Here is a 7,797-nt window from a genome sequence, read left to right as displayed (position 1 = left end):
AGCCGCCTCACCGTCTACCTTGACCAAGGCGTAGTCGGCCCAGACAATAATGCAGCTGAAAATGCCATCAGGCCGTTTGTGATAGGCCGCAAAAACTGGCTCTTTGCCGGTAATCCTGCCGGAGCGGCAGCTAGTGCCAGCCTCTACAGTCTCGTCGAATCAGCGAAAGCAAATGGCCTGGAACCGTACAGATATCTTCGTTTTATCTTCGAAAAACTTCCTTTCGCAGAATCGCAGAGCGATTACGAAGAGCTGCTACCGAACAGGCTCAAAGCCGCCGACCTCCTTTTGCCGCAATCAATAAGTGGGGTTTAATTAGCGGATACGTTATTGGCGTGGGGGCCCGATCCACATGCCGGATCCTGACCATCGACCAGGCCGTCACAATTGTCATCGATCCCGTTGCCGCAATTTTCCGTTGCTCCCGGATTGACCTGAACCCGTGAATCGTCGCAGTCTTCCTGAATGAAACTGCAGGATGGATCTGCCGGAAAACCATAGCCATCGCCATCAATGTCGTTGCATTGAGACTGGCCGCAGGTCGGATCTTCACTGTCTGCCAGGCCGTCACAATTATTGTCCACACCATCAAAACATAGTTCTATTGCACCGGGATTGATGGCGGGATTGTTATCATTGCAGTCGATCCGGTTATTGTAGCCATCGCCGTCCGTGTCTACCGGTTTTGCCGCGTTGGCCGTTGCATAAATAACGACAGATAATGAGCAGATAACAAGGGCGCTCAGCAGAGAGTTTTTCATAAATGTTGTTCCTCCAAACGTGATATATAGATCAGGCTCGTGCTGTGATTCCCCTCTTGTTCTTCTCTCAACTACCCGGGGGATTAATCAATATGAAGCCTGCGTCTCTCGACAGGGAAAGAGGCAGGTTGTCAGCCAGTGTTACAGGCCGATGTATTCGGTGGTGGCTATCGGGTACCCGTTACTCAACTCTATGGCATCCATAGGCTTTGCGGCCATGAGCGGGGTGGCGGCAAACGAAAGAATTAGAGCTGAAAAGGAAATGGACTTGCGTTTGAAAAGATTTCTCATTGGTACCTCTGTCTCAAATAGTGGAGCCTTGCCCTAATCGGGATGAGTAGCGTCGGCTAGTCAACATGACTACTCGCCCTTCAAGCGGCATGCCACACAGTGGGAATAATTATGACGAGGGTAACCTACTTGAAGCAGAGAGAAAATGGCTTAGGTAAAAATTTTGCAGGGAAAAATGCGGGAAACGGAGTTACATATTTGAAATTCGAATAGCGCTGTTTGGTATTTTGAAACGCATTACTGAGTCGCACGTGTCTCAATCGGTGCAAATAAGTCCAGGGAGGACTCCCTCGTCCAGGCGTGAAAAAATATCAGAAATATAACGGGGCAGACCACGATTTATTAAGAAGTCCACATATAGCCAATCAGTCAATCCAGGTAGATAGGAGGTATTTTAATTTTCAAAAATACATCCATCATCTTTATGCTCATCCCCGTTATGCTTGCAAGTGAGAGCTGCTGTACACAATCTTCTTGCGTTAACACCGAAGCCAAAACTCATCATCTTTGCAATCTTCGGCGAAAAATGAAGAGTTGACCGGATTTCTCCGATGAGATGAAAAGCTGCTTGACCTGTCTATAACTTCACACTTCATATTAACGTTTTCTCAAACAGCATCATTGACAAAAACATTGGAGGACAACCATGAAGACTGGATCAGGAAAACGGCTAATCCGAACATACACTATGCAGCTGCCATTTCTGGCGAAAGAGATATTTCCCCTGCTCTGCCCGGTACGGGAATATGACTGGATTCCGGAGTGGCACTGCCGCCTTGCATATACGGAGTCGGGCTTTGCGGAACTGGGCTGCGTGTTTCAGACCGAGTTCGCCGATCAATTCGGCATTGAAACCTGGGTGGTAAGCAAGTATGAAAAAGACAGCTGCATTGCCTTTGTGAGAACCGGGGAGCACCGGACAACCCGCTACACTATCACTCTCACCCCTGTCAACCAATCCACAAGCCTGGTCTGGCAACAGGAACTCACCGGGCTGCGCGACAGAGGCAACGATCTGCTCACCTCGGCCCCCCCAGCAGCTTTCTCCACCCAGATGCAGAAGCTGGAGCAACTTCTCAACAATTATCTCACCAACCAATGAGATGAGAAAAATGGAACTCACAGTAGGTAAACTTGGAGCAAAATACAATCTTTCCAGATCGACACTGTTGTACTATGACAAAATTGGATTACTGAAACCTAGCTTCCATATTCAGGGTGAGTATCGTCATTACACTGCAGCAGATGAGCAAAGGCTGATCAAGATCTGCCACTACCGTAAGGCAGGCATCCAGCTAAAAGAGATCAAGGTTCTGCTCGACTCCCCGGAAACGAGTTTCACCGCTATCCTCAATAAGCGCTTTGGTGAACTCAACGATGAAATCCAAAAGCTCTATCAACAGCAGCGGATAATTGCCGGCCTTTTGAAGAACTGCGGCAAACTCAACGAATCCGGGGTTATGACCAAGGAGCTATGGACATCACTATTGGAGACATCGGGTTTTACGGATAAAGATATGTATGAATGGCATGTGGCATTCGAGCGGACGGCTCCGGACAAACACCAGCTTTTTCTCGAATATCTGCAGATTCCCGATGATGAAATCGCAGTAATCCGCGGTTGGGCAACAGGTCCGGTCTCCTCTTCGAACCAATAACGGTTGGTAAGATTGAACTATAAAATACCACATGAACGCTATGGCGAGGAAGAAGGAGAGATATAATAACTCGCGTTACACCTTGTCGATTTTACCGGGTTCGCCAGGATTGATTTTACTTTATCCTTACGCCTCTTTGGATGGCAGAACCGACCATTGAACTACCCGGTTGCGGCCTGACTGCTTGGCGTGATAGAGGGCCTGATCGGCGCGGTTAACAAGTTCTTCCAGAGTGTCGCCGGTCTGGTGTTCGGTCAGGCCGATCGAGATTGTGAATGTGAAAGGGATTTCCTGGCTGATTCCCAGGGCGATTTTTGTTCTGATCCGTTCGGCAAACATGACGGCACCCGCTTCGTCGGTGGAGCGGAGCAGAATGAGGAATTCCTCACCACCCCAGCGTACCGGTGTGTCGTAGGGTCGGCATTGAATGTGCAAAAAGTTGCCAAGTTCTCTGAGGACCACATCACCGATATGATGCCCATGTTCGTCGTTGATCCGTTTAAAATAGTCGATATCGAGAAAGAGCAGACTGAGATGCTCGTTTCTTCGATGCGATCTGGCGCACTCATCATGGAAATTATGGGCGAAATATCTCCTGTTTTTAAGGCCGGTCAGCGGGTCGTGTATCGCCAGGTCACGTAGCTGCCCAATGGTATCGACCAGTTTGAGTTCCTTTTCCTGGCGGACGGTGCCAAGGATACCGAAGATGACGCCAAACAGGACGGGATGAAGCAAAAACAACCATTGCATCGGCGAGTTAAGCATCTCAAACAGGTTGCCGTCACTACCTGACAAATCAAGGATCCGGTATTCATATAGCAGGGTCACCAGGGGAATTGGCATCCCCCAGAACACGCCGAACCAGATATAGATATTCCTCTTAAGATCGTAACTGTAGGGAGATAATGCAGCTTGAAGAAACTCCTTGATCTGGCTTGGTAGTGTAATCAAAGTATTCTCTCTTGGTGGCAAGGTCCTGATCTATTAGAATGATTCGCTTCAACAATGGAAGATGTGAGCTGAGCCTGGCGGGCAAGCCGACCGCAGACTGACCATCAGCATGCACGAACAGCAACCATATTAGCACGATGAAGGAAAACGTGTGAGTAATTGTTGATGCTAAAGGAATTGAAGCCAGAAAAGGTAGTGATTGCAACATCCATTCGGCCATACAGCACCGCTGTTGACAATGACTCGTTGATCGAGCAGTTCATCGCTCTTCCCGAAGAAGAGCTGCCCGGGCTACGTACCCACCTCAAACCTTGATTTGATCAGAGCAGAGTAAAAACATCGCTTTGTGCAGAGGGAAAACTTTGATAGACTCCTACTGAGTTGCCTTTACATGCTTTATCGTTTTCTGAATGAATATGATACGTGTCGCATCTTTTTTCGGCCGAAGTACTATCGATGGCAATGTCGTTTCGCTGTCTCCAAACGCTAGCGTCAACAGCTCACCTGCCCCAATCCACTCACTTCAATGAAAGTACCTGAAACCAAAAAGAAATCAACCAAGACAGAAAATGGTCATCCGCGCTATTCGGCAATATCTCAAGAATATTCGGAAAAGCTTCAGCAGGCTCTCTACGAAATTAGTGAACAGGCCCATTCGCTATCAAGCGAGGAGGATCTCTACAGTTCGTTGCATGAAATCGTCGGCCGCTTTATCAACGCCAAAAATTTCTTCATTGCCCTACGCCAGGAGCGCGACGGCCAGCAATACATCAAGTTTGTCTATTACTATGATGAAGTTGACGCACATATGCAGGGTCTGGAGTTCAAAGTCGACCCCGAGGCCAAACACTCAATGTCGGGCTATCTGTTAAAAAGTGGCAAACCGCTGCTCTTGGTCCCAGAAATATTCGATGATTTTTGCCGGGAGAACAATATCAGTCCTCTGGGGACAAAGGCGTATTCTTTAGTCGGAGCACCATTTTATCTTGAACATTTATCAGGGGTTGTTCTGGTTCAGAGTTACCATGACCATGTGTATACAGACAAGGATAAGGCTCTCATGGCGTATGTTGCAAGGCACATCGGCGATGCTCTGCAACGAAAAAAATCAATTGATGACCTCCGTGAGGCCAATGAGATCTTCTCGCTTTTTCTGCGTTATTCCCCTGTGCATGTATATATCAAGGAAGTTGCCAACGGTGAAAGCCGGATAGTCAAAGTCAGTGACAATTATTCAGCCTCACTTGGCAGGTTAAGCACGGATCTGATCGGCAGGAATATGGACGAACTTTTCCCACACGATTTTGCTGCTAAAACCACACAAAATGACCTGGCAGTTGTGAGTAGCGGAGTTCCTTTGCAAACGGAGGATTATTTTGACGGCAGGACATATTCGACGATTAAATTCCCCATAACACAGGGTGGTAAATCGTTACTGGCAGGTTATAGCATCGACATCACTGAGCGAAAACAGATGGAAGATGCGCTACGTGAAAGTGAGAAGCGTTACAAAATCATCTTTGAAAGATCACCGTTGGCGCTGGTGAGATTTGATTCCGAAGGAACAGTTGTCGATTTCAATGACAGATTTATCGACTTAATGGGCTCGACACGAGAAAAACTTATGGGTTGCAATATCACCAAACAAAGTAATCCGAAGATGCATGCAACCATTAAAAAAGCTCTGGCCGGCGAGGTGGCCTCTTACGAAGACGTCTATACCTCCATTACAGGAGGCAAGGCCACTTTTCTACGCGGTTTGTTCAACCCGGTTACACCCGGTCACTCACCTACTGATGTCATCGCAGCCCTTGAGGATATCACCGAGTTGAAAAAACATGAAAAAGAGCAGCAAAAAATTGCGAAACTCGAATCACTCGGTGTCCTTGCCGGAGGAATTGCGCACGACTTCAACAACATCCTGACTGGTATCATGGGCAACTTATCGTTTTCCCAAGCGTTCATCGACTCCGATCATCGAGCACACAAGCCCGTCGCCGAGGCCGTGAATGCAACAAGGCGAGCTGCCGAACTTGCTCAGCAGCTGCTCACTTTTGCCAAGGGCGGCGAACCGAACAAGAAAATTGTTTCGCTGCAAAAACTTGCCCATGACGCAGTTTCTTTCATGCTCCTGGGATCAAATGTCAGGGCCGTTGTTAACATTCCCCCTTCTCTCCACAGCATTCAGGCAGATGAGGGACAAATTTATCAGGTACTGAACAACCTCATTATCAACGCCGACCAGGCCATGCCAGGTGGTGGAACTCTGACGATCACCGGCAGTAATGAAATATTGTCGACCAAGAACCCTTTCAACCTTGTCGCCGGACCATACATCAGATTAGAAATCCATGACACTGGTTGCGGTATATCTTCCGACAGCTTGGCAAAGATATTTGATCCCTACTTTTCCACCAAGATATCCGGCACCGGGCTCGGCCTTGCCACCGCCTATTCGATTATTCAGAGGCATAAAGGCCACATATCAGTATCTTCAACAATCGGTGCAGGGACCACGTTCACCATCATCCTTCCATCAACAGGCACATCTTCGGTTGAGAGCCCCCTTGCAACAGAAAAAAGCACCCAATTCGCCAAAGGTGGGGCAATTCTGATCATGGACGATGAGAAGATGATTCGAGACACTGCCGAGCAGATGCTCAACTTTTTGGGTTACGAAGTGACAACATGTACAGACGGTAAAGAGGCCATTGAACTCTACCGGGAATCCGTGCAATCCAAAATGCCTTACACGGCTGTCATTATGGACCTCACTATTCCCGGCGGGCTTGGAGGAAAAGAGGCCGCCAGACAAATCCTCGACTTTGATCCTACCGCTCACCTCATTGTCTCAAGCGGATATTCCAGTGACCCAGTTGTAGCCAATTTCAAACAATACGGTTTTTCTGGCGCAATCGCTAAACCTTACAGTCTGGATGATTTCCAAAAGGCTCTCAGTAAAGTACCAACCCGGATAACTGAATAGTTGCAATATGGGGTAACGCGGTAATTCTGAGATAGCATCGTGTACTCGTATATTGAAGATCTGAGCTACCAACTTGAAAAGTATGAGCCAACGATCCCGGGGCGGTTCACAAGCCAATCCTTCTTTGTGCTGCAGTCTTTGAAGCTCAACGTCAAGTTGAGGCGATACCAGCGGAGCGGAGCGAAACAGGCATCGCCTGAAACGCCTTGTTGGGCAGTAACCATTCTTTCCTTAGTATCGCCATTATCAGATCGTCTACCCATTCGTCCTTAAACCATAAACTTTCGACCAGGTGTGCTTCTTTCCTGAATCTCAACTTTTCGAACAGTCGAATACTTGGTTCGTTTCTAGGGTCTATAGATGCACTAGCTCTATGGGTGTCCGTTTGTTTGAACAGGAAGTCTAATAATGAGTGAATTGCTTCCGTTGCGTATCCCATCTTCTGGAACTGGGGATCAATTGTTACGCCTATATCCACTTGTCTGCGGTCGCTGGCAACAGGGTGTATGCCACAATCTCCTATCAAACGTTGTGTTTCTTTTTCGGTAATTGTGAATTGGAACCATTGGCCTGGGGCTAATAACCCACAATCATTCATTTTATCAACAAGGGAATGTATTTCCTTTTCTTCTTTCGGTTCCCATCCCTGATAGCGTGAAACCTCTGGGATCGAGCGGATGCGAATGATCACCTTGGCGTCTGCATATGTAAGGGGTTGGATGAGGAGTCTCTCGCTTGGAGTTATGCTCAAAAGTGGTGTTTGAGGGAGAATTAAAAAAGAAATGACGTATCCTGTTGGAACCAGTTCGCCAAAACAGAATTCCAACAAAAAAGGATACGTCATGATGAACAGTAAAGTTATCACACTGAAAAAGCCAGGAGAGTTTGTCGAAGACCCGCTGACCGAACTGTTACGTACCGGCGCCCGACAACTCATTGCTGATGCGGTTGAGGCTGAATTGCAGGACCTGCTCCAGTATTACGCAGAGCTGAGAAATGAGAAAGGGCACATGCAGGTTGTGCGCAATGGCTATTTGCCTGAAAGAGAAATTCTCACAGGTCTTGGGCCGGTCAAGGTAAAGGTTCCGAAAGTCAGAGATAAGAGTGGGCAAGGGATCAAGTTCAACTCAGCGCTGTTGCCGCCCTACCT

The 7,797-nt window shown here is 47.8% G+C and carries 10 protein-coding genes; 6 read left to right on the top strand and 4 right to left on the bottom strand.

Features of this window, described 5'->3' with window-relative positions; translation table 11 throughout:
- On the top strand, positions 1–315 hold a 315-nt coding region (locus tag BUF15_RS25890), incomplete at its 5' end, for a transposase domain-containing protein (RefSeq protein ID WP_143170899.1).
- Here BUF15_RS25890 and BUF15_RS25885 read toward each other — a convergent pair.
- Both BUF15_RS25885 and BUF15_RS27275 read right to left on the bottom strand, forming a co-directional pair.
- On the bottom strand, positions 312–761 hold the full coding sequence (locus tag BUF15_RS25885; protein ID WP_073617207.1) for a putative metal-binding motif-containing protein: 450 nt from the start codon (positions 759–761) through the stop codon (positions 312–314). The two genes, BUF15_RS25890 and BUF15_RS25885, sit on opposite strands and share 4 nt — an antisense overlap.
- A gap of 141 nt (positions 762–902) precedes the next feature.
- Entirely contained in the window at positions 903–1,052 is a 150-nt protein-coding gene (locus BUF15_RS27275; RefSeq protein ID WP_159441394.1) for a hypothetical protein, read from the bottom strand.
- Positions 1,053–1,698: 646 nt separating this feature from the next.
- On the opposite strand from BUF15_RS27275, the gene BUF15_RS25880 reads away from it, so the two are divergent.
- Both BUF15_RS25880 and BUF15_RS25875 read left to right on the top strand, forming a co-directional pair.
- A complete protein-coding gene (locus tag BUF15_RS25880; RefSeq protein WP_143170898.1) occupies positions 1,699–2,154 on the top strand; it encodes a hypothetical protein in 456 nt (151 codons plus the stop codon).
- A gap of 10 nt (positions 2,155–2,164) precedes the next feature.
- Complete coding sequence (locus tag BUF15_RS25875) at positions 2,165–2,710, top strand: MerR family transcriptional regulator (protein WP_073617208.1); 546 nt, start codon at positions 2,165–2,167, stop codon at positions 2,708–2,710.
- Between the two features lie 126 nt (positions 2,711–2,836).
- Here BUF15_RS25875 and BUF15_RS25870 read toward each other — a convergent pair whose 3' ends face one another.
- Entirely contained in the window at positions 2,837–3,661 is an 825-nt protein-coding gene (locus tag BUF15_RS25870; RefSeq protein ID WP_073617205.1) for a GGDEF domain-containing protein, read from the bottom strand.
- Positions 3,662–3,826: 165 nt separating this feature from the next.
- Here BUF15_RS25870 and BUF15_RS27270 point away from each other — a divergent pair, with 165 nt between their 5' ends.
- Positions 3,827–3,976 carry a hypothetical protein gene (locus BUF15_RS27270; RefSeq protein ID WP_159441393.1) on the top strand — a complete coding sequence of 50 codons (150 nt, stop codon included), beginning with the start codon at positions 3,827–3,829 and terminating at the stop codon, positions 3,974–3,976.
- Positions 3,977–4,187: 211 nt separating this feature from the next.
- Complete coding sequence (locus BUF15_RS25865) at positions 4,188–6,647, top strand: hybrid sensor histidine kinase/response regulator (RefSeq protein ID WP_073617204.1); 2,460 nt, start codon at positions 4,188–4,190, stop codon at positions 6,645–6,647.
- Positions 6,648–6,798: 151 nt separating this feature from the next.
- Here the strand turns inward: BUF15_RS25865 and BUF15_RS25860 are convergent, their stop codons facing one another.
- Positions 6,799–7,491 carry a GNAT family N-acetyltransferase gene (locus BUF15_RS25860; RefSeq protein ID WP_073617203.1) on the bottom strand — a complete coding sequence of 231 codons (693 nt, stop codon included), beginning with the start codon at positions 7,489–7,491 and terminating at the stop codon, positions 6,799–6,801.
- Here BUF15_RS25860 and BUF15_RS26980 point away from each other — a divergent pair.
- Positions 7,490–7,797 (top strand): transposase (locus tag BUF15_RS26980; RefSeq protein ID WP_200802504.1); only part of this gene is annotated, 308 nt, incomplete at its 3' end. The genes BUF15_RS25860 and BUF15_RS26980 overlap by 2 nt on opposite strands.

Source organism: Desulfopila aestuarii DSM 18488 (genome assembly GCF_900143695.1).
GTDB lineage: Bacteria > Desulfobacterota > Desulfobulbia > Desulfobulbales > Desulfocapsaceae > Desulfopila > Desulfopila aestuarii.
This window is presented reverse-complemented; position numbering and strand designations above follow the sequence as displayed.